Source organism: Hyphomicrobium sp. NDB2Meth4 (assembly GCF_900117445.1).
Taxonomy (GTDB): Bacteria; Pseudomonadota; Alphaproteobacteria; order Rhizobiales; family Hyphomicrobiaceae; genus Hyphomicrobium_A.
In genome coordinates this window covers 178553-200973 of the sequence record NZ_FPEJ01000013.1, presented here as the reverse complement: position 1 = coordinate 200973, position 22421 = coordinate 178553, and the positions used below count along the sequence as shown (strand labels likewise).

General features: G+C 61.9%; 19 protein-coding genes. 12 read left to right on the top strand and 7 right to left on the bottom strand.

The features are described from left to right. The first annotated feature begins 140 nt into the window (after nucleotides 1-140). Together NDB2M4_RS15940 and NDB2M4_RS15935 are read left to right on the top strand one after the other, a co-directional pair. A complete protein-coding gene (locus tag NDB2M4_RS15940; RefSeq protein WP_072376842.1) occupies nucleotides 141-1817 on the top strand; it encodes an OFA family MFS transporter in 1677 nt (558 codons plus the stop codon). Nucleotides 1818-2116: 299 nt separating this feature from the next. Continuing rightward, nucleotides 2117-2800, top strand: a complete 684-nt coding sequence (locus NDB2M4_RS15935; protein WP_072376840.1) for an OmpW/AlkL family protein — start codon at nucleotides 2117-2119, stop codon at nucleotides 2798-2800. Between the two features lie 83 nt (nucleotides 2801-2883). Here NDB2M4_RS15935 and NDB2M4_RS15930 read toward each other — a convergent pair whose 3' ends face one another. Beyond that, nucleotides 2884-3231 carry a YdhR family protein gene (locus NDB2M4_RS15930; RefSeq protein ID WP_072376838.1) on the bottom strand — a complete coding sequence of 116 codons (348 nt, stop codon included), beginning with the start codon at nucleotides 3229-3231 and terminating at the stop codon, nucleotides 2884-2886. A gap of 419 nt (nucleotides 3232-3650) precedes the next feature. Here NDB2M4_RS15930 and NDB2M4_RS15925 point away from each other — a divergent pair, with 419 nt between their 5' ends. The 3 genes from NDB2M4_RS15925 to NDB2M4_RS15915 all read left to right on the top strand — a co-directional run bounded on the left by NDB2M4_RS15925 (nucleotide 3651) and on the right by NDB2M4_RS15915 (nucleotide 6381). Then, nucleotides 3651-4373, top strand: a complete 723-nt coding sequence (locus tag NDB2M4_RS15925; protein ID WP_083556481.1) for a DUF938 domain-containing protein — start codon at nucleotides 3651-3653, stop codon at nucleotides 4371-4373. A 151-nt stretch (nucleotides 4374-4524) separates the two neighbouring features. Beyond that, nucleotides 4525-5253 (top strand): SDR family NAD(P)-dependent oxidoreductase, encoded by a 729-nt coding sequence (locus tag NDB2M4_RS15920; RefSeq protein WP_139247335.1) that lies wholly within the window; start codon nucleotides 4525-4527, stop codon nucleotides 5251-5253. Between the two features lie 60 nt (nucleotides 5254-5313). Then, nucleotides 5314-6381, top strand: coding sequence for an alpha/beta fold hydrolase (locus NDB2M4_RS15915; protein WP_072376834.1), 1068 nt, complete (start codon nucleotides 5314-5316; stop codon nucleotides 6379-6381). A gap of 64 nt (nucleotides 6382-6445) precedes the next feature. On the opposite strand, the gene NDB2M4_RS15910 is transcribed toward NDB2M4_RS15915, so the two are convergent. Next, the gene (locus NDB2M4_RS15910) at nucleotides 6446-7744 is read right to left on the bottom strand and encodes a hemolysin family protein (protein WP_072376832.1); all 1299 of its coding nucleotides are present in this window, start codon (nucleotides 7742-7744) and stop codon (nucleotides 6446-6448) included. Between the two features lie 347 nt (nucleotides 7745-8091). On the opposite strand from NDB2M4_RS15910, the gene NDB2M4_RS15905 reads away from it, so the two are divergent. Beyond that, on the top strand, nucleotides 8092-9132 hold the full coding sequence (locus tag NDB2M4_RS15905) for a glycosyltransferase family 2 protein (protein WP_072376830.1): 1041 nt from the start codon (nucleotides 8092-8094) through the stop codon (nucleotides 9130-9132). A gap of 228 nt (nucleotides 9133-9360) precedes the next feature. Further along, nucleotides 9361-10917, top strand: coding sequence for a polysaccharide biosynthesis/export family protein (locus tag NDB2M4_RS15900; RefSeq protein WP_072376828.1), 1557 nt, complete (start codon nucleotides 9361-9363; stop codon nucleotides 10915-10917). Between the two features lie 232 nt (nucleotides 10918-11149). Here the strand turns inward: NDB2M4_RS15900 and NDB2M4_RS15895 are convergent, their stop codons facing one another. Together NDB2M4_RS15895 and NDB2M4_RS15890 are read right to left on the bottom strand one after the other, a co-directional pair. Beyond that, nucleotides 11150-12250 carry a GumC family protein gene (locus NDB2M4_RS15895; RefSeq protein WP_072376826.1) on the bottom strand — a complete coding sequence of 367 codons (1101 nt, stop codon included), beginning with the start codon at nucleotides 12248-12250 and terminating at the stop codon, nucleotides 11150-11152. Between the two features lie 9 nt (nucleotides 12251-12259). Next, the gene (locus tag NDB2M4_RS15890) at nucleotides 12260-13222 is read right to left on the bottom strand and encodes a hypothetical protein (protein ID WP_139247334.1); all 963 of its coding nucleotides are present in this window, start codon (nucleotides 13220-13222) and stop codon (nucleotides 12260-12262) included. Nucleotides 13223-13529: 307 nt separating this feature from the next. Between NDB2M4_RS15890 and NDB2M4_RS15885 the strand changes: the two genes are divergently transcribed. Together NDB2M4_RS15885 and NDB2M4_RS15880 are read left to right on the top strand one after the other, a co-directional pair. Further along, complete coding sequence (locus NDB2M4_RS15885; RefSeq protein ID WP_072376822.1) at nucleotides 13530-14573, top strand: NAD-dependent epimerase/dehydratase family protein; 1044 nt, start codon at nucleotides 13530-13532, stop codon at nucleotides 14571-14573. A gap of 42 nt (nucleotides 14574-14615) precedes the next feature. Beyond that, on the top strand, nucleotides 14616-15938 hold the full coding sequence (locus NDB2M4_RS15880) for a DUF4910 domain-containing protein (RefSeq protein WP_072376820.1): 1323 nt from the start codon (nucleotides 14616-14618) through the stop codon (nucleotides 15936-15938). On the opposite strand, the gene rfbC is transcribed toward NDB2M4_RS15880, so the two are convergent. Then, a complete protein-coding gene (gene rfbC / locus NDB2M4_RS15875; RefSeq protein WP_072376818.1) occupies nucleotides 15935-16471 on the bottom strand; it encodes a dTDP-4-dehydrorhamnose 3,5-epimerase in 537 nt (178 codons plus the stop codon). The genes NDB2M4_RS15880 and rfbC overlap by 4 nt on opposite strands. A gap of 280 nt (nucleotides 16472-16751) precedes the next feature. On the opposite strand from rfbC, the gene NDB2M4_RS15870 reads away from it, so the two are divergent. Genes NDB2M4_RS15870 through NDB2M4_RS15860 form a run of 3 tightly spaced genes read left to right on the top strand, consistent with a single transcriptional unit; the run spans nucleotide 16752 to nucleotide 19503 of the window. Further along, entirely contained in the window at nucleotides 16752-18044 is a 1293-nt protein-coding gene (locus tag NDB2M4_RS15870) for a class I SAM-dependent methyltransferase (protein ID WP_072376816.1), read from the top strand. Further along, the gene (locus NDB2M4_RS15865; RefSeq protein ID WP_072376814.1) at nucleotides 18041-18853 is read left to right on the top strand and encodes a glucose-1-phosphate cytidylyltransferase; all 813 of its coding nucleotides are present in this window, start codon (nucleotides 18041-18043) and stop codon (nucleotides 18851-18853) included. Before NDB2M4_RS15870 ends, NDB2M4_RS15865 begins: the two co-directional genes overlap by 4 nt. Beyond that, the gene (locus NDB2M4_RS15860) at nucleotides 18850-19503 is read left to right on the top strand and encodes a PIG-L deacetylase family protein (RefSeq protein ID WP_072376812.1); all 654 of its coding nucleotides are present in this window, start codon (nucleotides 18850-18852) and stop codon (nucleotides 19501-19503) included. Before NDB2M4_RS15865 ends, NDB2M4_RS15860 begins: the two co-directional genes overlap by 4 nt. Nucleotides 19504-19509: 6 nt before the next feature. On the opposite strand, the gene NDB2M4_RS15855 is transcribed toward NDB2M4_RS15860, so the two are convergent. Both NDB2M4_RS15855 and NDB2M4_RS15850 read right to left on the bottom strand, forming a co-directional pair. Then, nucleotides 19510-20736 (bottom strand): polysaccharide pyruvyl transferase family protein, encoded by a 1227-nt coding sequence (locus NDB2M4_RS15855; protein WP_171988125.1) that lies wholly within the window; start codon nucleotides 20734-20736, stop codon nucleotides 19510-19512. Between the two features lie 4 nt (nucleotides 20737-20740). Continuing rightward, a complete protein-coding gene (locus NDB2M4_RS15850) occupies nucleotides 20741-22096 on the bottom strand; it encodes a glutamate-1-semialdehyde 2,1-aminomutase (protein ID WP_139247394.1) in 1356 nt (451 codons plus the stop codon). Nucleotides 22097-22421 lie beyond the last annotated feature (325 nt).

Here is a 22421-nt window from a genome sequence, read left to right as displayed (position 1 = left end):
TTTTTTATTGATTTTCATCCTTCCCTGCCCTTGCCCCGCCGTTGATCGTGACGGCAAACCCATGCCAAGAAAGAGAGAAGAAGGGGGCGGCGCATGGCGCAAAGCCACCCGGATAGGGACTACGGGGAAGGGAATGCATCATGGCCACCACTGCAAGTACGGGCAATGCCGCGCCGGCGTTGCTCTCTAGAGAGCGCACCATCGCCAAACCCGGTTTCAACCGGTGGCTGGTGCCGCCTGCTGCTCTCGCCATCCATCTTTGCATCGGCATGTCGTACGGGCTCAGCGTGTTCTGGCTGCCGCTCGCGCAGGCGATCGGTATCGAGAAGCCGGTCACGTGCCCTGACATGACGATGCTGGACGCACTATTTACGACAACGTGCGACTGGCGCGTCACCGACCTTCTCGTCATCTTCACGCTCGGCATCGTCTTCCTCGGTCTTTCGGCCGCCGTATTCGGCGGCTGGCTGGAACGTGCCGGTCCGCGCAAGGCAGGCGTCGCGGCGGCGCTGTGCTGGGGCGGCGGCTTCATCATCTCGAGCTTCGGCGTCATGATCCATCAGCTCTGGGTGCTGTGGATCGGCCTCGGCGTGATCGGCGGTATCGGTCTCGGCCTCGGCTACATCTCGCCGGTGTCGACGCTGATCAAATGGTTCCCCGACCGGCGCGGCATGGCGACGGGCATGGCCATCATGGGCTTCGGCGGTGGTGCGATGATCGGCTCGCCGCTCGCGGTGCTGCTGATGAACGGCGGCGACCTCGCCAGCTTCGGCAACTGGAGCCTGCATCTCGACGGCTTCCGCACGGCAACCTCTGTGGGCGTGTGGCAGACGTTTCTGACCCTGGGCCTCATCTATCTTGTGTTCATGCTGGCCGGCGCTTTCGGCTACCGCGTGCCGCCTGATGGCTGGGCGCCGGAGGGCTGGACGCCAAAGGCGACCAACAAAAAGATGATCACCAGCGGGAACGTCGATCTCGCGCACGCGCACAGGACGCCGCAGTTCTGGTTGATCTGGATGGTGCTGTGCATGAACGTGTCGGCGGGCATCGGCGTGCTCGCCATGGCATCGCCCATGCTGCAGGAGATCTTTGCGGGTTCGCTGATCGGTCAACCGGAAATTCCGTTCAGCGCACTCAATGAAGCGCAAAAGATTGCCATCGCGGCGATCGCCGGCGGCTTCGTGAGCCTGCTGTCGCTGTTCAATAGCGGCGGAAGGTTTGCTTGGGCTTCGGCGTCGGACTTCATCGGGCGCAAGCGGACCTACTTCATCTTTTTTGCCCTCGGCATGCTGCTGTATGGCCTGGCGCCAACGCTGGCGCATATGGGCTCGCGCGCGCTTTTCGTTGCAGCCTTCTGCGTGATCCTGTCGATGTACGGCGGCGGCTTTGCAACGGTTCCTGCGTATCTCGCCGACATCTTCGGCACCAAGTACGTGGGCGCCATTCACGGCCGTTTGCTAACCGCGTGGTCGACGGCGGGCGTCGTCGGCCCGATGGTGATCGGTTACATCCGCGACGCGCAGATTGCTGCGGGCATTCCGCGGGCACTCGTCTATGACCGCACGATGTACATTCTCGTCGGTTTCCTGCTGGTCGGCCTCATCTGCAATGCGTTGGTGCGGCCGGTGCACTCGCGGTGGCTGATGAGCGATCCTGCGGCAGATGCTGGGCCGAGCAAAGTGACTCCGACCGGCTCGTTCGGAATCGGGCTCGGCGGTGTCAGCGTCGGTGCGCTGCTGGCGTGGCTTGCCGTCGGCATCCCGTTTGCCTGGGGTGTGTGGAGCACGATTGTGAAGGCCGTCGCTCTCTTCAGCTGACCATAGCGAACGCCTGTTCGCCGCAACGAACCAAACGTCGCGCCCCGTGGTTGCCCCAATGGATAGGGACGCCGCAGCGCGACGTTTGTTTTCAGCGAATTTGCATGCAGCTGCATTCACTCGCCCATTGCTTATGAATTCTTCGTATTTGCCGCCTCATTTGACTCAGCCCACTTGAATTGAAATCGCCGCGATTGGGGTCGCTGGCGGTCCGCGTCGCAGTTGGCGCGAGAGCGATCAAAGGGGGCTGATAACCAATGCCAAGAATTGCACGACTTGCGGCTGTGGGAGCCGCTGCCATGGCCGTCACGGTCGTCGGTGCAGTGCCGACCCGCGCAGGTGATTCCAACGGCAACCTTCAGGTTCGCCTTGGCCTCACGGGAGTATTGTTCGACGAAAGCGTCAAGTCGGTGAATACCGCTCTTGGCGATCTGAAGCCAGCTGGGGCAAACGCCAAGCTGGGTGACGTCGCGGTGCCGACGGCGACCATCACCTATTTCTTCACGCCGAACTGGGCGGTGGAGGCAATCTGCTGCACAGCGAAGATCACGGCCAAGGGCACAGGGCTTCTTGCGCCTTACGGAGACCTTGCCGATGCGTGGGTTCTGCCACCCATCGTAACGCTGCAGTATCGGTTCGACCGCATTCATAACTTCCAGCCGTACGTCGGGGCCGGCGTGCAGTGGATCCATTACTGGCCAGGCAAGGCGGACAATCTTCTCGGTGCGACGAGTGTCGATATCGAGGACAGCTTCGGCTTCGCCCTCCAGGCAGGCGTCGACTACGACCTCGGTGACGGCTGGTCGCTCGATCTCGACGTCAAGAAGACCTGGCTCGACACAACGGTAAAATGGTACGGCACGCCACTTGGCGACGTGCGCTCGAAGATCGATCTCGACCCTTGGTGGCTGACGGCTTCGCTCGGCTATCGCTTCAATGTCGAGGATCTCTTCGCCAGCAGGAGTGCAGCACCCATCAAGTGAACGCGGCTCGCAGCTTTCCGGAATCGAAACGGCGCCCTCCTATGGACGGCGCCGTTGTCGTATCAGGCTCAGCGTCGGGCAAATCAGCTCGCTGTAGCGGGCTGCTTGCTCGGCTTCTTGGCGTAATACGGCGATGACATGCCGCGATTGGCGTCCTCGGTGACGTCGCCGTCGAACAGCTTGACCGACAGCGTGCCGCCGAGCTGCTTGGCGGCTTCGGCCAAGTAGCCTTCGGCATAGGCGCGCGCGTTGGCGACGGAGTCGAACTCATAAAAACCGCCGATCGAGTGATTGTTCAGTCCGCTGAGCCACGTCTTGCTCTTGAGGCCAGGGTTCTTCTTCATCGCAACGTTAATCGCCGGCCAATCGATATTCGTGAATGGGATTCCCACCTGAATCTCTGCGTAGAGAAACACCTTCTTGATGCTCATTTGCGTCCACTCTCCGTTGTGCACGGCCCCGATGCCGCGCGCGTCTGGTGCTGTCTACGCTTGCGATCCGCTGCACTCAACGATCGATACCGAATAAACAATTCGGAAAAAATTGGTTCGGGTCGCCGCGGCAAGACCGTATCAACGATGCAGCCAACCGACGCGGACGCCAAACCGCTGCAGCCCGATATCGGGTTTTGCAGAACGCGGATCTGCGCCACCGACCAGACTGCCTGTTGATCGCCAGCTCCCGCTGGAAGGGTACTTGCAAATGTCAATCGAACTGACGCTGCCGCGTGCGCGCGGTCAGCGGATGAGGATGTGCGCGTGCAGCTGCGCAGCGCTGCCGAAGCCAACCGCATCGTGTCGATGCGGTGAGCGAGACAAGATTCCAACTCTACGCGTGAAGGGGAAGTCGAATGGGTATCTGGCAATCAATCTCTAGCATTCTGAAGAAGGAGAACACCGTGTCATCTGCAGCCGTCGCACAGGTCGTCGAGGAACCGCGCCCGCCGATCGATCCATATCCGCTGAGCCCGTATGTTGCATGGGCCGGGCGGAGAAACCGCGATCCGATCCTGTCGGTGTTCAAGAAGATCTTCCCCGCGTCGGGCGATATCCTCGAGTTGGCGAGCGGCAGCGGCCAACACATCAATTACTTCGCGCCGCACTTCCCGAGCATCCGCTTCCAGCCGTCGGACTACGACACCGATGTGTTTGCGACGATCAAGCAGACAAAGGCCGAGAAGGGCAACATCAACATCGTCGATCCAATCCGGATTGATCTGACCGATCCGGGCTCGTGGCCGCCTGCCAGCGAGAAGCTGTATGACGCGATCTTCGTCATCAATATCTTCCAGGTGGCACCGGTCTCCATCGCCGATGGCATCGCCCACCTCGCTTCGAAGCTTCTGAAGCCCGAAGGCTTTGTCGCGATCTATGGGCCGTTCAAGGTCGATGGCGGCTACACGACAGCCTCGAATGAGGCTTTCGACAAGGAGATCCTCGCGGCCAAAGTTCCTGAGTGGGGGCTCAAGGACGTGCGCGATCTGGAGAAGGCTGCAGCTCCGCACGGCATCGTGCTGAAGGAGACGCTGCACCTGCCCGCAAACAACTTCATTCTACTCTTCGGGCGTGCGTGAGGCATCTCCTCCGATTGACCCGCCGGATCGGAGCCGCGCTGGTTCGCGCGGCTCCGTCTGCATTTCGAAGCGTGACGGGTTCTGTGATGCCGCAACACTCCCTTCAGCCTGGCGATGCTAAGCGAGAAGCGATCATAACCAGGTGGTGAAAGTGGCTGGCAATCGAACTGCAGTCGTCGTTGGTGTCGGCGCGAGCGACGGTCTGGGTGCGGCGCTTGCGCGTCGCTTTGCGCACGAGGGCCTCGACGTCGTCATCGTCGGACGCAGCGAGGATCGGCTGAGAGCCGTGGCGGCGAACACAGGTGGGCGTGGCCGGCGCGTCCGCCCCTTCGTGGCCGACGCGACGAAGGAAGGCGACGTCACTGCACTCTTTTCTTCGATCAGGCCCGGCTCCCTGGAGCTCGTTGTCTACAACGTCGGCAGCAACGCGATGGTGCCGTCGCTCGACATCAGCAAGGCGCTGTTCTCGCGCATGTGGCGCCAGAACGCGCTTGGCGGCTTTCTTGTCGGTCGCGAGGCAATTCGCGCGATGTTGCCGCGCGGAAGCGGGACGCTGCTCTACACTGGAGCAACCGCGTCGGTGCGTGCCCGTCCACCCTTTCTCGCTTTCGCGTCAGCCAAGGCTGCGCTGCGTGCAGTCGCGCAAGGCTATGCGCGCGAGTTCGGGCCGCAGGGAATCCACGTTGCGCACGTCGTTATCGACGGCGTGATCCGGGGGGATTATGCGCAATCGAACTTTCCCGAATTCGTCGCGGCCAAGGGCGATGATGGTCTGCTGGAACTCGACGACATCGCGCAGACGTATTGGACATTGCATACGCAGCCAAGAAGTGCGTGGACCCATGAGCTGGACTTGCGGCCATTCAAGGAAGGGTTCTGACTGTAACCCTCGTCGAAGCTGGAATAGTCGGCCCAACACCCATGCGAAAGGAGAGGGAAAGTGTCACAACATCAGCGCGTATCCAGCGAATACTACTCGCAGGCTCTGCACGGCCCCTATCAAGTATACGACGCAGGCGATCTCGATCTCGAGTGCGGCGGCAAGCTGCGCAACCTGAAGATCGCCTACAGCACGCTAGGCACGCTTTCGCCGGCGAAAGACAACGCCATCCTATTCCCGAGCTGGTACTCGGGGACCTCGAAGATTCTCGAGCAAGCGTACGCAGGCGAAGGACGCGCGCTCGATCCGAACAAGTACTTCATCATTTTCGCCAACCAGATCGGCAACGGGCTGTCGACCTCGCCGAGCAATGCAACCGCGGCGTTTGCGGGCCCGCGCTTTCCGAGCATATCGATCGCCGATGACGTGCGCGCCCAGCACCGGCTCATCACAGAGCACTTGGGCATCAGCCAGTTGCAGCTCGTACTGGGCGGCTCGATGGGCGCACAGCAGACCTACGAGTGGGCGGTTCGCTTCCCCGATGTCGTCAAGCGGGCAGCGCCGATCGCCGGCACGGCCAAGGTGACGAACCACAACGCTGCCTTGGTGAGCACCTTCATCGATGCCATCAAGAGCGACGCGGGCTGGGACGGCGGCTGGTACAGAAAGGGTAGCGACGTGCAGCGCGGCCTGCGCAATCATGCACGCGTGTTTGCGGCTTCCGGCTTTACACCGATGCTGTTCAACGATGAGGGATGGCGTTCGATCGGATTTACATCGGTCGAAGACTTCCTGGTCGGATTCGTCGAGGGACACTTCATCCCGCAGGACCCAAACAATCTGCTGACGCTGCTCACAAAGTGGCGCAGCGGCGATACGGCAAAGAGCGCGGGGGCGGATCTCACTAACGTCCTTGCGACCATCAAGTCCAAGACGTTCGTCATTGCGATCGACGAGGACGCGTTCTTCCCGTTGCGCGATATCGAGCACGAGCAGCGGCTTATTCCCGGGAGTTCGCTGAAGCGCATCTCCTCGCCGTGGGGGCATCTGGCCCTGTTCGGTGTTTGCCCGAACTACAACAAGGCCATCGACAGCTATCTGAAAGAGCTGCTCGACACTCCTGTCTGATGCAGCCTGGGCTGGTCGGACCCGGCGCAGGCAGGGTCCGATCGCTCTCGAGACTTGCTCTCAATTAGCGCTGTCGGCGTAGAAGCGGCTGCGGCCGCGTCGCCAGGATCTTGTCGATGCGGCGTCCGTCGAGATCGACGACCTCGAAACGCCAACCGTATGCTGTCACAGCCTCGCCGGTCGCGGGGATACGGTGCAGCAGCGCCAGCACGAATCCGGCGACGGTGTGATAGTCGCGGTGCTCAGGCAGCGTGATTTCCAGGGTTTCCGCCATCTCGTCGGCGGGCATTTCGCCAGACAGCAACCATGAGCCGTCCTGACGCTCGACCGCATAGGGCTCACGGCCCTCGGCATCGGAATGAAACACACCGGCGATCGCCTCAAGGACATCTGCCGGCGTCACCAGTCCCTGGAAATGGCCATACTCGTCGTGGATCAGCGCCATGGGGACATCCGCGTCACGCAGAACTTGCAAGACGTCGAGTGCATCCATTGTCTCAGGAATGATCGGCGCCTGCGCCACGTGAGCGCGCACGTCGAGCGGGCGATGATCCAGCAGTGCCGCCAGCAACTCGCGAGTCTGGACCACGCCAATCATGGCATCGGGCGAGCCCTCACCGACCGGGAGACGCGAATGACCGGTTGAGAGGAGACGCGCGCGGATTTCCTCTTCGCTTTCCGTGGCATCAAGCCAATCGATATCGGTGCGAGGCGTCATGAGGCCGGGAACGGCACGATCGCCGAGCCTCAGAACGCCGGCGATCATCTCGCGTTCGCCGCTTTCTAGAACGCCCGCGCTTTCGGCTTCGGCAACAAGGGTGCGGATCTCCTCTTCGGTGATCGACGCACCGGATTGAGGCGCCTCGCCAGTCAGGCGCAGGACGATTTTCGTCGAGCTATCGAGGAACCAGACGAGCGGCGAGGCGAAGCGCGCCAGTTGCGTCATAGCGGGCGCGACAAGGCACGCGATGCCCTCGGGATTTCGCAGCGCTACGTTCTTGGGCACGAGTTCGCCGATGATCAGCGAGAGGTAGGTGATGATGATGATGACCGTGCCGAGACCCAGAATCTCGGCCGTATGACGGGGAAGGCCGCTGTCGGCGAGGTAGTTTCCGAGCTGCGCGCCGAGCGTCGCACCGGAGAATGCACCGGCAATGACACCGACGAGCGTGATGCCGATCTGCACTGTGGACAGAAAGCGTCCGGGGTCGTCAGTGAGGGCGAGCGCGCTGCGGGCCCCTTTGCGCCCGGCCTTTGCGAGAGCCTTCAGCTTTGACCGCCGCGAGGAGACGACAGCGAGCTCGGAAAGCGCGAAAAGGCCGTTCAGGACGACGAGCGCGACAACGATGAGAATTTCGAACACGGGCCTCGCAGGCTGGCTGCTGCGACGCCGAGCCTCTCCATTTGGGTAAACGAGGAGACCAGAGGAGCAGCGCGGCGTCAACAAGAGGATCAGATGCGCTCACAACCGATTGCTAAGGTGAATAGAGCAACGACGCGTCGTGCGCCCCGATGAGGCTTACGATGAATCTTAATATTACCGTGCCCTGCGATGGCGATGAGGTGGCCGCTTAAGCCGATTGGGGGAGCGGTCTGCCCCCGCCTCCGCCCAATGGCCTCTTCCATCTCCGCATAATTGCCCAGGTTGTCGCCATGCATATCCCTCTTAGTTTGGGACGGGCTTTCTCGAGAATAAGGGCCGGCAGGTTTATGAGTTTTGGGCCGAGCGCGTTCGCCAGCATCGTGATGCCGGCGCTCAACGAAGAAAAGTACATCGCCGATGCCATTCGCTCGATCACGCCGCGCGACGGCGAAGGATTCAACTATGAGATCCTCATCCTGGATGGCGGCAGCTCGGATCAAACCGTATCGATCGTAGAATCCCTCGCTGTAGACAATCCGCGCATCCGGCTGATCAAGAACGAGCGCCGCTCGCAGGCAGCGGCCATGAACATCGCTGCGCGTGCCGCCGATGCGCGCTCTGACATTCTCGTGCGCGCCGACTGCCATGCCGACTATCCGCCCGGGTTCGTCAGCAAGTGCATCGAAACGATGCGCGCGAAAGAAGTCGCTTCGGTCGTGGTGTCGATGAACACGCGCGGCAAGACATGCCTGCAAAGGGCCATCGCTGCGGCCCAGAACAGCATCATCGGAAATGGCGGCTCCGCCCACCGCATCGCAGGACGCTCGGGCTATGTCGACCATGGCCATCACGCGGCGTTCGACCGAAGCGAATTCGTCGAGCTTGGCGGGTACGATGAGAGTTTCACGCACAATGAGGACGCCGAATTCGACGTGCGGCTCGTCAGGGCGGGGCGGCGCATCTATCTCAGCGACCTCAGCATAACGTACTTTCCGCGTTCCGATTTCGTATCGCTGGCGCGGCAGTATTTCAAATTCGGCTGGGGCCGCGCGAACACGATCATCAAACATCGGGCGCGTCCGAAGTTGAGGCAGATCATGCCGCTCCTCGTCTTGCTCGGGTGCAGCGGCGCGCTGCTACTGGCGGCTTTCCATTGGCTGTTTCTGCTGCCCGTCGGCCTCTACGCTGCGCTATGCATCGGGTGGGGGCTGATGGCAGCTTACCGGCAGCGCGATCTTTGCCTTTCTGCTGCAGGACCGGCGGCAATGGTCATGCATTTGAGCTGGGGCGTCGGTGCCGCCGCTCGCATCGTACGGCTCGGCATCGACAGGTTCTTCCCAACGCGGGCATCAGTGCCGATGCGCACCCCCTCAGCCTCACAGGGGTGAGGCCTACGCCAAAAGGCGTACGCTCGAGGCGTAGGTGCCCGAACTATCTCTTTTTCCTGGGTTCCAGTGACCGCACGCGTGGCTAGAGTTAAGGCTCGCGGCACTTGCGGCTCCTCAGAGCGCGCTTCTCAACCATCGCCATGCTTGCTGGTTGCCAGAACCGATAGAGCGCGCATAACCAAGTCTGTAGCTGGCCACAGTCGTCTGAAGAGCAGGACCCCTGATTTCATGCACAGCCGTCACCTCAATTGCGCTAGCAGTCTAGAGCCTCACCGCACTGGACAGACCGCGGCACCGAGTGCTTCGACGACGGCTGCAACAACGCGCGGCATCACGCGCGGGCTGCTCGTCTCCTGCCTCAGCCTTTTCAGCATCTTCGCGCTGCCGATCTCCTCGGGAGCCGCTGCGGACACAACGCAGAAGTCCAAGCCGGCGAAGGACTGGGACAACGGCTCGACGAACACCACCGGCGCCCAGGAGCCGTACAACCTCGGCCCGCAGGATAAAGTCCGGGTTATGGTGTTCGAGTGGCGCCCTTCGCGCGATGAGATCTTTGCCTGGTCGGCGCTCAACGCCGAGTACACGGTCGGACCTTCGGGCAATCTGGCCCTGCCGCTGATTGGCGATGTGCCGGCGGCAGGCGTCACCACGGAAGAGCTTTCGAAGCGGATCGGGCAGCGCTTGCGCGATCGCATGGGGCTGGCTACGGCGCCGGATACGGCGGTGGAAGTCACCATATTCCGGCCCTTCTATGTTGCCGGCAGTGTCGAAAAGCCTGGCGAATATCCTTACCGGCCGGGCCTGACGGTGCTGCAGGCAGTGAGCATCAGTGGCGGCATGCGGCGTGTGGCCGATGCCAGCATGCTGCGGCTGCAGCGGGATTCGTTGTCTACGCGCGGCGACCTGGAACTGCTCGACAAGGAGCGCGACGCCTTGCTTGCGCGCAAGGCGCGACTGGAAGCCGAGTTCAAACGCCTGCCTGAGATCACCTTCCCGCCGGAGTTGCTAGCGCGTGCCGCTCGCGACCCTTCCACGAACAACCTTGTGGAGCAGGAGCGGATCGTCTTTGGATCGCGCAAGTCTTCGTTCGACATGCAGATGAAGACGCTGTCGCAGCTCAAGGACTTTCTGGAGAAGGAGATTGAATCGAACACCGGGCAGCTCGAAAGCCATCGCCGGCAAATCGATCTGGTGAAGCAGGAGCTAACGGGTGTCGTGAAGCTGGCCAGCAAGGGGCTTGTCACCGCCCCGCGCAAGCTGGCCCTGGAGCGCAACCTGGCGCAGCTCGAAGGAGACGGGCTGCGCATGGAAGGCAATGTCGTCAAGGTCCGGCAGGATCTGTCGCGTAACGACATCGCCATGGTCGAGCTCGAGACGAAGCGGTCGAGCGATGTCGCAGCTGAGTTGCAGACGACGCAGTTCCAACTCGAGCAGACGACGCACAAGAAGGACACGGCGCGCAAGCTGCTCTATGAGTCCGAAGTGGTGGCACCGGGCATGATGGCCGATCGCGGCAAGCAGGTCGAACCCAACTACAAGATCGTGCGTCGGACGGGCGGGGGCCACGTCCAGATCGATGCAAACGAGAACACGCTGGTGTTGCCGGGCGACACTGTGAAGGTTGAGGTTCCCTTCACCGGGGATCCCTCCGCTGACCTTCCAGCAGCGCCGGAAATGCCGGAAACACCGGTAGCCGGACGCAGCGGCAAGCTAGCGCCCATCGACACGACGAAGCCCAAGCGGGCCGCTCTGAACAGCAGCAGCAAACAGCGGATCGCAGAGTAAAGTCTGGCGGGCTTGAAAAGCGGCTTCCGGTGCACCGCCATCATCCGGCAGCGCTGGAGCCGTCTCTAACTTAAGCCGGAAGAGAACCCCCTTAGCACTACGCCATGACAGGCGGCCACGCATTGCGCTTGGCCAGTGGCGTCGTCGTGTCTAATGCGGCGAGAAGAACTTCAAGCCAACGGTGCGCGCCGCGCGCCGCAGCGTGGCTCCAAAGGGGCCATCACTCCGCCGATCAGAACTTGGCGCGGATGCGGTCTTCGAAGCTGAAGAGCAGGAAGGCTATACCGAGCCCTGCCAGCGCGCCGGCGCAGAGGCCCGCGAGCAACGACAGCGAGCCGCGCGGATACGTCTTGCGCGTCGGCGGCGAAGCCCTGGTGATAACGCGGGCATTGGTGACCGGATAGGACTGGCGCTGCATCGATTCAGCGTAGGCCTGCAGATAGCTCTCGAAGATCTTGCGATAAGTGAGCGCGCGCGACTCGAGCTCTTCCAGCGTATTGCGCTCGTCGGCTTGTGACGGCGCCGTCGGGGCCCGCGCGTCGCCGCGCGGAATGATCGTCGAATTTGGGTTCGACGGCGTGTCCGACTGGCCTGCCTCACGCTGATTGACGATGCGATAGTCGCGCTTGGCCTTGAACTGCTGCACATCGAGCGCCGCGGCGTTCATCTGCTTGCGCAGATCGTCGATACGGCCTTCCAGCCACTTGCTGCCCTGCGAAGCTGCCTGCGCACGCGTGTCGAGCTGATCGTCGACGTAAGCATCGGCGATTGCGTTGGCGACCTTCGCAGCGGTCTGCGGGTCGGTTGCCTTGTAGGTGATGTTGATCGCGTACGAGAGACCTTCGCGGCTGGCGTCGAGATTGTTGCGGATCTGAGCCGCTTCTCCCGCCATGCGATCGGCATCGGACTTCTTCGGTCGCGCACCGAAAATGGACTCGTACAAGCGATGAAGAAGGGACGGCCGCGTCTGCGCCGGTTGCGCCTTCAGCAGGCCGAGTCGGTTAACCACCTTCTCGGCGATGCGCTCGGAACGAATGATCGCGAGCTGGCTTTCGACCTGCGGCGTATCGAGAGCGACGAATGATTCCGTCGCCTGTTCGCGGAACGTATGTGGCACGTCGGCTTCGATCAGCACCTGCGTATCCGCAGTAAAGATCGGTGTGGCCGTCGCAAGATAGATGACGGAAGCCAGCAGGCCGGCGCCCGTAGAGGCTGCCAGCACCTTGCGGTATCGGTACAGAAAGCGAAAGACGTCGCCATAGGTGACGTATTCGTGCTTCCCATCGACGTCGAGATCGTCTTCGTCGGGAATGAATTCCGGTCTGTCCAGCATACCAACACCTTAGGCGGGTTGGGAGCACGCTTCCAAGTGACCGCCGATGAACTTGGTAAGCGCGGTATCCCATTGCGGCGGGTTACCAAGCTTTGCACTTCCAGTAGGCAAGGGCCGTACCACTGCGGGCGCGCCCGACTTGTAGACGCTCTTTGCGGTGCGCAGCAGGCGCGTCACGCCAGCGGACGCCTCAGCATGAAACATGATGAGCGCCTCACATGTGTCGGCTGTGCCGTTTCCGGGCCCTGCGCCGAGATGGGCGATAAGGCGTTCGGCCACGAACAGCGGCATCATGGCCCGACGGCCACTCAGCAGGTAACCAAGCCACACTCCGACGCTCAGCAGCTCATGAGCGCACTCGAGGCTCGGGTAGGCGTAGGCGGCATTAACGCCCGAATAGATGGAGGCGATCAGCGCAGAGGGAAGCTCGGCACCATCGGAGCCAGGCGCCGGCGCTGAGACAGCAACCCGCGCCGCGCGATCGAGCGATGACAGGACGGACAGCTCAAAGACCCAATAGGCGCGGCCATCCTTGCTGCTGGCGCGCGGGTCGGCGATCGCTTCGGGGGTCCTGGTTTCGCCACAAGGGCTGCCGTGCGAAGCATCCCTTTGCGCGGCAAAGGCCTCTTCGAGAGACATGCTCTGAATGAGGTTAGCTGCCTCGATGGCGGTGATGATGGCTTTAGCCGCGCCATCGCCAGTGGCCTCAGCACGGCGGACCAGAAGGTTGAGCCGTGCGGCTAGCGCGCGCTGGAAGAGACGGCTGGTCGCTGTGCTTTTGTCCGCACGCGCACGGCGCAGCGACGGCATCAGGAAAATCAGCTCGTCCTGGCTCACCGTTTCCCACGCAGCGGGATAGTAGAGCGACGAGACCGTCTGCTCGGCAATGCCGTCACCCCAGGACGGTAACCGCGCAGCCTGGCTCTCACGGCCAGACGTCCAGGCATGGCGGAAACGTTCGAGGTTAAGCATCGTGTCCCACGTTGTCCCAAGAAGGAACAAACCATAGGCCCCGATGCCGGAGCGAAGAACGCCATCAAAGGAAGTAGTGCAGATGCGCATCTGCAAGCGGCAGAAGAGCAACCCAGGCGCCGGCATTTACCTCGGCCCGTGGCCGCTGTTGCCGCGGCTGGCACGGCAATGGCATCTGGCGACTTCAGCAATGAGCCGACCCATCACCGCCTAAAGCGCGAATTGCCAAGGCCCTTGCACCTTTGAAACTCTAGGCGACACGTCGCGCCGTCATATTCCGACTTCGTCAAATGCGGGAGCACACCACATGAAGGTCTTGGTCACCGGCCATCTGGGCTACATCGGTACGGTCATGGTTCCGATGCTGCAGAAGGCCGGTCACGATGTCGTCGGCGTCGACAGCCATCTTTATGAGCGGTGCACGTATGATGCGGGCGGCAGCATCGCGCAGGTTCCTGCACTGTTGAAGGATGTGCGGGACATTACGGGCGGCGACCTGCAAGGTATCGACGCCATCATTCATCTTGCGGCGCTGTCGAACGACCCCCTGGGTGATCTGAACCCAGACATCACCTACGCCATCAATCATCGCGCCAGCGTGCGCCTCGCCGAACTTGCCAAGAAGGAAGGCGTGAAGCGCTTCCTGCTCGCGTCCTCGTGCAGCAACTATGGCCGCTCGGGCGAGAACGTGGTCGACGAGACGGGAGAGCTCAATCCCGTTACCGCCTACGGCCAGTCGAAGGTGTGGGCCGAACGCGACATCACCCAGCTTGCCGGCGATGGCTTCGTGCCGACTTTCCTGCGGCCGGCCACAGCTTATGGCCTATCGCCGCGTATTCGCTTCGACATCGTTCTCAACAATCTCGTCGCGTGGGCCGTGACCAAGAAGCTGATTTATCTGAAGTCGGACGGCTCGCCCTGGCGCCCAATCGTGCACATCGAGGACATCTCGCGCGCCTTCATCGCCGCGATGGAAGCGCCTGCCGATAAGGTCAACTGCGAAGCCTTCAACGTCGGCCAGACCGCGCACAACTATCGCATCCGCGACATCGCCGAGGTGGTGGCCAGCGTAGTACCGGATTGCCGCATCGAGTTCGCGCCGGACGCGGGCCCCGATACACGCTCCTATCGCGTGAGCTTCGAGAAGATCGCAACGGTGCTGCCCGCGTTCAAGCCGCAGTGGGACGTGCGCAAGGGTGCCGAGCAACTCTATGAAGCGTACCGGAAGTCCGACCTGACGCTCGAGGAGTTTGAGGGACCGCGCTATCAGCGCATCAGCCACATCAAAAAGCTGATGGCCGATGGCATCATCGATGGCTCGCTGCATCGGCTCGACCGCGCGGCTGCCTGAAGCGTCGGGTCCGGCCTCCAACTTTGAAAGTCATGTGCGCCAATGGAACAGCCATCAGCCGCGACCTGGCGCACCGAGGATCATGGCATCGGCGGGGAGATCTATCGCCTCGCCGGTGAAATCTATCCGATCTGCCGCAGCATTACGGGCGATGGCGTGCGCGAGACCCTGGGCGTCCTCGGGCGTCACGTTCCACTGGAGGTCCGCGAGGTTCCGACAGGCACTCAGGTATTCGACTGGACCGTTCCGCGTGAGTGGAACATCGCCGACGCCTACGTGAAAGACGCCTGCGGGCGGCGCGTCATCGATTTCAAGGCGTCGAACCTGCACGTCGTCGGCTACAGCGCTCCGGTGCACACGCGTCTTTCGCTGGCCGAGCTGAAAAAGCACATCTTCACGCTGCCCGAGCAGCCCGACCTCATTCCCTACCGCACTTCGTACTACGCCGAGACGTGGGGCTTCTGCATGGCCCACAACAAGCTCTCGGAGCTGGCCGACGGCGAATATGAGGTGTTCATTGACTCCAGCTTCGGCGATGGCGCCCTGAGTTACGGCGAATACCTGCACAGGGGCCAAACCGGCGAAGAGGTGCTGCTATCGGCACACATCTGCCATCCTTCGCTGGCGAACGACAATTGCTCGGCGCTGGCGCTCCTGACGCTGCTGGCGAAGCGCCTGCAAGGCGTGCGTACTCGCTACAGCTACCGCTTCATCTTCGCACCGGGCACGATCGGCGCCATTACCTGGCTGGCTCAGAACGAGGCCAATGTTGGTCGCATCAAGCACGGGCTTGTCGTCTCGTGTGCCGGTGACGGCGGCGGGCCGACCTACAAGCGGTCGCGGCGGGGCGATGCCGTGATCGACCGGGCCATGGCGCACGTGCTGCGCACCGAGGCGCCCGGCGCGCAGGTCATCGACTTTTCGCCCTACGGTTACGACGAGCGCCAGTACTGCTCGCCGGGCTTCGATCTGCCGGTTGGACTGTTCCAGCGCAGCCTGTTCGGCACTTTCCCCGAGTATCACACCTCGGCGGACAATATGGACTTCATCAGGCCCGAACACCTCGGCCGCTCGTATGAACTCATCACGGCGGCGCTCGACATCATCGAGAACGACCGCACTTATCTGAACCTCAATCCCAAGTGCGAGCCGCAGCTCGGGCGGCGCGGGCTTTATTCGGCGATCGGTGGCGACAAGAATGCGCCGGCAAAGAGCATGGCGATGCTGTGGGTGCTGAACCTATCGGACGGGAAGCATTCGCTGCTGGACATCGCTGAACGCTCGCAAACGCCGTTTGCCGTCATTCGTGAGACGGCGGCGCTGCTGGAGGCGCACGGTCTGCTTGCCGAGAAGGGCCAGAGTTAGATCGCAACGGCCGCGAAGTCCGGCCAGCTTTTGTCTTTCTCGGAAAGGGTGGTCACCGCCAATGGCCAACGGATGGCGAAGGCGGGATCGTCGTAGCGCACACCGCTGGCGGCATCCGGGGCGTAAAACTCCGAAATGAGGTAGCTCACCTCGACGTCGTCGGTCAGTGTCTGGAAGCCGTGCGCGAAGCCTTTGGGGATGTAGAGGCGGTTGCGATTGTCGGCTGTCAGCTCGAAGCCCTGCCAGCGACCCTGATTGCGGCCGGGACGCAGGTCGATGATCACATCGTAGATGGCGCCGCGGACGCAGCTGACCACCTTCACCTCGGCGTCGGCCCCGCGCTGGAAATGCATGCCTCGCAGAGTACCGCGCGTGGAACTGAACGAAATGCTGTGCTGGACGAACGACGTTTCGAGGCCGTGGGCGGCAAACTCGCGTTCGCAGAAGGTGCGGGCGAAGAAGCCGCGCTCATCGCCATGCGGTTCAAGCTCTATGAGCTTGGCGTCGGCCAGCTCCGTGTCGCGGATCAGCATGCCCACTGTCTATCGCCACTTTGCTCGCAGCGCAGAGACCACGTCGCCTGATGCTTAATGGCGAAGCGGTCCACCCCCTTCTGGCCCGGCGAAAGGGGTATTTCGCCCCCTGCCCTACCACCAATGATGCCGTATCCGGCCGGCGCTCCGCTCCCCGATAATCCGAGGCCGGGCGCGCTTTTTGCACCCTAGCGGATGGACACGCAAATCGAGGCGGTCAGCGTCCCAAATTACTCCGGCTGGGACATCCAACAAGGCCAGTTAGATCCCGAGGGCACAAATGAATATTGAGGCAGTTTCATACCGGGACGCGGTGAAGAGCGCGTCGGCATGCTCTTGCCGGCTGTGCGGCACGAAGACCGAGCACACATTCGTAAACCTCGGCATGTCCCCGCTGTGCGAGAGCTTCCTTCCGCACGAGCAGCTCGATGCGATGGAGCCCTATTTCCCGCTGCACGCCCTCGTTTGCCCGGAGTGCTTCCTGGTGCAGCTCAAGGAGTACGTCAGCCCCGAGCACATCTTCGAGGAATACGCCTACTTCTCATCCTATTCGACGAGCTGGGTGGCGCACGCCAAAGCCTATTGCGAGATGATCACTCAGCGTCTCGGGCTTGGCGCCGATAGCCTTGTCGTCGAGCTCGCCAGTAACGATGGCTATCTGCTGCAGCACTTCCCGCCGCTCGGCGTCAATGTGCTCGGCATCGAGCCGGCCGCCAACGTCGCCAAGGTGGCAATCGACAAGGGCATCCCTACCTGCGTCGACTTCTTCGGCACGCGCCTGGCGCGCGAGCTCGCCGCGGCGGGCAAGTCCGCCAACCTGATCGCGGGCAACAACGTCCTCGCGCAGGTGCCCGACCTCAACGACTTCGTCGCCGGCATGAAGCTGCTGCTGAAACCAGAGGGCGTGATCACGCTGGAGTTTCCGCATCTGCAGCGGCTGATGGAGGAGAACCAGTTCGATACGATCTATCACGAGCACTTCTCCTACTTCTCGCTGGTGACGATCGACGTGCTCGCAAAGCGCCACGGCCTGAAGCTGATCGACGTCGATGAGTTGAAGACGCATGGTGGCTCGCTGCGCGTTTATCTGGCGCATGACGCCTCCCAGCGCGCAGTTGGTTCACGCGTCGGCGAAATCCTCGAACGTGAGACGGCCCTGGGCTTCCGCGATCTTGCAGCCTACGCCTCGTTCGGCGCGCAGGTGACGCGCACCAAGCGGCGACTGCTCTCGTTCCTGATCGAAGCCAAGGATGCCGGCAAAACGATCTGCGGCTATGGGGCGCCGGGCAAGGGCAACACGCTGCTGAATTACTGCGGCATCGGCACCGACTTCCTCGACTTCACCGTAGACCGCAATCCCTACAAGCACGGGCGCTTCACGCCAGGCCAGCACATTCCGATCTATCCGGTCGATGCGATCGATCTCGCCAAGCCCGACTATGTGCTGATCCTGCCGTGGAACATCAAGGACGAGATCGTCCGGCAGATGCGCCACATCGGCGACTGGGGCGGAAAGTTCGTCGTGCCGATCCCGGAAGTCGCCGTCATCGATCCCAAGGAGCTGCCCCAATGAAGGTCGTTCTGTTCTGCGGCGGACTTGGCACGCGCATCCGCGAATATTCCGAGAGCGTTCCCAAGCCCATGATCCCGGTCGGTCATCAGCCGATCCTGTGGCACGTGATGAACTACTACAGCCAGTACGGGCACCGCGATTTCGTGATTTGCCTCGGCTACAAGGCCAATGTGGTCAAGGAGTTCTTCCTCAACTACAAGCCGCAGGCCTATGCCGACTGCGTGGTGTCGCGCTTCGGCTCCAAGGTCGAGCTTCTCTCGGAGATCAAGGACGACTGGCGCGTCAGCCTGATCGACACGGGCATCTGGCGCAACATCGGCCAGCGCTTGTGGGCGGTGCGTGAGCACGTCGCCGACGAGGAGATGTTTCTCGCCAACTACAGCGACGGGCTGACCGACCTCAACCTCGATGAAGCTGTCGATGCCTTCAAGAAGAGCGGCAAGGTGGGCTGCTTCGTAGCCATTCGGCCGCCTCTGACCTATCATCTTGCTGACATCGACACGGATGGACGCGTGCGCGAGTTCCGTTCATCCGACCGTTCCGACATCTGGATCAATGGCGGCTACTTCATTTTCCGCCGCGAGATCTTTGATTACATGCGGGAAGGCGAAGAGCTTGTACTCGAACCATTCAAGCGGCTGATCGAAGCCGACCAGCTGATGGCGTTCAAGCATGAGGGCTTCTGGCGCTCGATGGACACTCTGCGCGACCGGCAGATCCTCGAAGACATGGTCGAGCAAGGCAACATGCCCTGGCGGATTAGCCACGATCTCACCGACCGACCCGCCGCGGTGGTGGCCGGCGAATGAAGACACTGCGTCTGGCGCAACCGGGCGAGCCGCTGTCGATCCTTTGTCTCGGAGCCCACTCGGACGACATCGAGATCGGGCTCGGCGCGACCATCCTCGACTGGATCGCGTCCGGGGTCGATTTGCGTGTCGACTGGTGCGTGTTCTCGGCCGCGGGTTCGCGCCGCGAAGAAGCGGAGCGATCTGCCGCTGATTTCCTCTCCGGCGCAGCGGCGGCCAACGTCCACATCGGCGCTTTCCGCGACAGCTACTTCCCGTACCAAGGTGCGGAAGTGAAAGCTTGGCTCGAGGGCATCAAGGCGAAGGTTGCGCCCGATGTCGTCTTCACGCATCGCAAGGACGATGCACACCAGGACCACCGCGAAGTTGCCAATCTCACGTGGAACGCGTTTCGCGACCACACCATCCTCGAATACGAGATTCCCAAATGGGACGGCGATCTGGGCCAGCCCAACGTTTACCTGGCGGTCAGCGAGGCGGCGCTCGCACGCAAGATCGAGCTGCTCGACAAGCATTTCGGCACCCAGCGCTCGAAGGACTGGTTCGATGCGGACACGTTCCGCGGGCTGGCGCGCTTGCGCGGCATGGAGTGCCGTGCGCCTGAGCGGTCCGCCGAAGCCTTCTTCGTGCGCAAGCTGCGGCTTGGCTAGCTGGCGCTAGAACCACTGCGCGATCAGCGCAATCTCCTGTTCCGACAGCTTGCATCGAAACCCGGCGATCGTTGTAGCGATGCTGGTGGCAAGGCTGGCGCGATTTGCTAGCGCGTATTCCAATTGTTGCCAAAGGCGATCGACGCTGAATGTCTCGCAGTGCTGGTAGAGGCCCGTTAGTCCTACGCTATCGAGAAGGGCGTCATTCTTGTCCGCATAGCTCAGGGAGATAACCGGCTTGGCGACGCAGAGGGCAGCGACCACGTTGTGATATCGCGTCGTCACGACGACGTCGGTCTGCTGGATCTGGCGCATCAAATCGCGCATGTTCTGCGCTGGTTCACAGATGATTTCACGACAGTTGTAGCGCGTTGCGTCGATACGATCCACGAGACGACCCACAGCTTCGCTATCCCACCTATCTCCTACGAGGAGGCGGACGCGATATCCTTTCGTCAGCAGCCGCCCCACGAAGTCCGTCAGTTTGTTTAGATACTCGTCGTGGATGCGGGCGGCGTCAGGTGCATCGCTCTGCCAGCCCGCGTAATTCATCACTCCGACGCCCACCGTGGTTATGTTGTCGGGATGATATTCACCTTCGGGCAGCGGCGAGGCAAAGACGACATCCTGGACGACAGGATCGTTGCGCGTATCGACCCCGCAGCCTGCAAGGAACCTCGTCGACACCTCGTCACGAAAAGAGCGGTAATGGGCCATCCGTGCGGCCGCAATCATGAGCCATTTGCTCACAGGATTGTGAATCGGCCCGGCGCCGATGCTGACCAGAACAATCTTGCAGCCGGTGAGACGAGCAGCGGAAAGCCAGGTAAAGAGCGCAAATGGCATGCCGCCTGGGTGATCACAGTAGTCGTCGAGTATCCCTGTCCCTGGCACTATCAGGACATCGAGCCGACGCATCTTGTCGAGTGCGCGTATGAAATCGAGCGTACGGGACGGAATCTTAGCCAGCAATAGGTCGAGCCTAGCAAACCACCCGGTCGTTGAGCCAGCTCTCTTAATGGACACCGACGTGAGATTGCACGATAGGCGCGTTACCTCGGGGTTGGAGCAGATGCAGAGCAGCTGGGCATCCGGTCGCTCTCGGCGCACAAAGGTCACGACCGCTGCAAGAGAAGCCTCGTTACCAATGTTGCCGGTGCCAAAATGACCGAAAAGGCCGATGCGACGGGCAGGCACTTTGGTTCCATTGCGTCTCGTGCAGAAGGTCGACAACGGACTAACTCCGGTCGCCGGGCGGCGTCGGCCTATTGAAGCGCCGGTAAACGATCTCCGACGGGCGGCCAACGAGGTGGCTCTCCACGCCATCCTCCAAAGCGCGGGCATAAATGCGCAGCGCACCGTCGATGGCCTCGATGGTGCGGTCGATGTCGCTATCGGAATGCGAATAGCTGACCACCAGTGACGGCATGAGCACGCCGCGCCGGATGGTCTCCTGCAGGAACAGCGAGCGGAAGGCCTGGGAGGGCTGGCCGTTCTGGTCCAGCGTTGCGTACGCGAGGCACATGGGCTTGCCCACGATCTTGACGTGGGCGCTTAGTGCGCGCTGCGCGATCGCCTCCTCGGCGCCGCGCTTCAATCGTTCGCCCTGACGCACGAGATGCGCGATGACCGGCTCGTCGCGGTAAACGCGCATGGTGGCCATCGCGCCAGCGAGAGCGTGCGTCTCGGCGCCGTGCGTGGTCGAAAGCAGAAACACGCGCGGGCGATCGGTGTGCTCGAGCCCGCCAAGGCGCATGAACTCGCGTTTGCCAGCCAGAGCCGACACGGAGAAGCCATTCGCCAGCGCCTTGCCGAAGCAGGCAAGGTCCGGCTCGACGTCGTAGTAGGCTTGGGCGCCGCCGTTGTGCCACCGGAAGCCGGTGATCATCTCGTCGAGGATAAGCAGAGCTCCGTTGTCGTGGCAGAGCTGCTTCAGCTTGTTCAGGTAGCCGGGTTCTGGGTCCTCGGTGCGGGCGGCCTCAAGTATAAAAGCGGCGATGCGCCCGGGATGCGCAGCAAACAGAGCGCGCGCACTTTCGAGATCGTTCCAGCGGAAAGTGACCGTGAGCTGCTTGATCGCCTCGGGGATACCCGCATTCACCGCGGTGGTGCCGATGAACCAATCATCCGACGAAAAGAACGGGTGATCACCGCAAATGGCGATGAGATCGCGGCCGGTATAGGCGCGCGCCAGCTTCACTGCCCCTGATGTTGCGTCTGACCCATCCTTGCAGAACTTCACCATCTCAGCGCCGGGGATCAGCTCGAGGAACTGCTCGGCGCAGGCGACCTCGATGGCAGCAGGACGGGTGAAGTTGCAGCCGTGCTCAAGCTCGGCACGGACGGCATTGACCACCGACGGAAAGGCATGTCCCAAAGTCACGGCGCGATTGCCCATGCCGTATTCGATGAACTCGTTGCCATCAACGTCGAAGACATGGCAGCCCGCGCCGCGGGCGATGAACCCAGGCGCCAGCACGGGGTACTGGTCATCGCCCTTCGCGTAGGTGTGACAGCCGCCGGGGATGATCTGGTGGGCGCGCTGCTTCAGCTGCTCGGACTTGGCGAACTGGAGAATGCGCTCGCTTGCAATGTTCACCGTGGACCTCTGTGAGACAAACGTTCTGAAACAAATGAAGCATGCATTCTTCGGGCCGCGCCCTGCCGCGTCCCCTCGCTTGATCAATGAATCCGCCCTGCCGATGCATTTCGCAACAGCTCGATGGGCTAAGGGGCGGTAGCGCCTACGCCATTTGGACGGGCCTCTGGCCCATGCCGCACGGCCACACCGCTACCCTCCATTAAGGAACCCTAGTCATTTGGGGTATGCGAACCGATTGCAACCGTCTAAAAAAAATTGCGCTGCAACAATGTGCTATTTACCATACCGTGTACGGCGCATTAAGCTGAAGCTCCTA